Raw genomic sequence first — 2,018 nt, forward strand, 5'->3', positions numbered from 1 at the left:
TTGCCCTGACGGTAGAGCTGGCGCCAGTTGAACAGCAAATTGTCATTGATACCGTTATCCCGTGCCAGCTTGGCAATGGATACGCCGGGCTGGAGCGCCTGCTCAACCAGCTTAATTTTAAAGTCCAGCGGGAAATTGGGACGACGTCTTGAGGGTTTTAGTGGGGTTTGTTTCATGAATTGCGCCCATTAAAAAAATAATGGACATCATCTTCAATAACTTGATGGGGAATTAACAGACGGCGCTGGGCGTACACTTACTTATAACCCAACTTTTGGGCAAATTTCACCACGCTTGACTGGCTGACGCCGGTCATTTCCGCCACTCGCGGCGAACTAAGATGGCGCGCCTCTTCGGTATGATGCAGTAAAAAATCCGCCAATTTCTGGTCATTGCGCGATAGCGATCGGTATAACTGGCGTATCCGTAATAAACTGCTCATGGACTGTTCTCCGGCGTCACACCGTCGTAGGGGGACGAGGGGAAGGCTTCCCGGGATCGGGCGGCGAGATTTCCCTCGCCTGCAGGAATTATCTATTCGATAATAGTTTTTATTATTTGAATTAAAAATTCAACGGTGACTGTATGAATTTAGGGGCATTAGTATCGGAAACACGTTATCCGGACTCGATGGCGCTGGATAGCTTATCAACGCTTGAGATGGTGAGGCTGTTTAATCAGCAGGACAAGCAGGTGCCAGAGGCAATTGCGTCCGAGCTGCCGGCGGTGGCCGCCCCTATCGATCGGGCGGCTTATCTATCTTGGGGCCGGCACCAGCGGCAGGCTGGGGGTGCTGGATGTGTCGGAATGTCCGCCGACCTTTGGCGTGCCACCAGACAAGGTGATCGGCCTCATCGCCGGCGGTCCCGGCGCGCTGCTCAAGGCGGTGGAGGGCGCGGAGGACGATATGGCGCTGGGAGAAAGCGATCTTCGATACCTCCAGCTCGCCCCGGCCGATGTTGTCGTGGGGCTCGCGGCGTCGGGCCCGTACCCCGTACGTGCTGGGCGCGTTGCGCTATGCCCGCTCGCTGGGCTGCGCCACCATCGCAGTCTCCTGTAACCCGAGCTCGCCGATCGCCCAGGCGGCGGACATTACGATATCGCCGGTTGTGGGGCCAGAAGTGCTGACCGGTTCGACGCGCATGAAATCCGGCACCGCGCAGAAACTGGTGCTGAATATGATCTCTACCGGCGCCATGGTGAAGTTGGGCAAGGTTTATTAAAATTTGATGGTGGACGTAAAGGCTACCAATGTGAAGTTACACGACCGCGCCTGCAGCATTGTCTGCGAGGCCTGCGGCGTCGACGGTGACCGGGCAAAGGCGGCTCTGGCGCAGACCGATTATGACGTTAAACCGGCTATTCTCATGCTGCTGAGCGGCAAGAGCGCCGCCGAGGCGCAAGCGGCGCTGGGGGCGCACGACGGCTTTTTGCGGGCGGTGCTGGCTGACGGCCGCGCGTAACGGTGGCGGCGAGCGGCATATGTCGGCAAAGCGGTATCTAATCAGCACCAAACCGTTGCATGACGGCGGCGTGGCATAATTTGGCACGCTATCTCGCCAGCGCTACGGCGTGGCATGACAACGAGGGCATCCATCCTGCCGTGCCGCTAGCCAGCGCCAACCCGCCGCCTAACGGTGCGCCATGCGCCCGTCGGTGTAACTGACGATTACGGCGTGCCGGCTCACAGCGGCACGTTATCAATTAACAGGACGGGAGCCCCAGAATGTAAGAGAGCGGCAGCGCTGTTGTCCAGCCTTGGCGGGCCGGACAATGTGCTGAAGCTGGAGAATTGCATGACCCGGGTGCGGGTGGAAGTCGTCGATGAACGGCGAGTGGATATCGCCGCCCTGAAACGTGTGGCAGGCGTTAAAGGCGTAAGCGCCCCGTGGAGGACGTCTTGAATTATTGGTGGGTTTGTTGTATGGCCGGTAAGAATATGTTCCACTACGATGCCTAGTGAACCCGCATCCTATAAGGGACGGCTGTCAGATCATGGATAATCCGGCGATGATAGT

The 2,018-nt window shown here is 57.7% G+C and carries 1 protein-coding gene and 3 pseudogenes; 2 read left to right on the forward strand and 2 right to left on the reverse strand.

Going from position 1 to position 2,018, the window contains the following annotated elements; all coding sequences use genetic code 11:
- Together ACMX3H_RS18375 and ACMX3H_RS18380 are read right to left on the reverse strand one after the other, a co-directional pair.
- Nucleotides 1–149 (reverse strand): annotated as a pseudogene (locus ACMX3H_RS18375) (transposase); the annotation flags it as partial.
- Nucleotides 150–259: 110 nt separating this feature from the next.
- A pseudogene (locus ACMX3H_RS18380) lies at nt 260–442 on the reverse strand (MurR/RpiR family transcriptional regulator); the annotation flags it as partial.
- 143 nt (nt 443–585) lie between these two features.
- Between ACMX3H_RS18380 and murQ the strand changes: the two are divergent.
- Both murQ and ACMX3H_RS18390 read left to right on the forward strand, forming a co-directional pair.
- Nucleotides 586–1,463 (forward strand): annotated as a pseudogene (murQ, locus tag ACMX3H_RS18385) (N-acetylmuramic acid 6-phosphate etherase).
- Nucleotides 1,464–1,748: 285 nt separating this feature from the next.
- Entirely contained in the window at nt 1,749–1,904 is a 156-nt protein-coding gene (locus ACMX3H_RS18390) for a PTS transporter subunit EIIB (protein WP_415211819.1), read from the forward strand.
- The last annotated feature ends 114 nt before the right edge of the window (nt 1,905–2,018 follow it).

It is taken from the genome of Sodalis sp. (in: enterobacteria) (genome assembly GCF_047607725.1).
Taxonomy (GTDB): domain Bacteria; phylum Pseudomonadota; class Gammaproteobacteria; order Enterobacterales; family Enterobacteriaceae; genus JBLKSS01.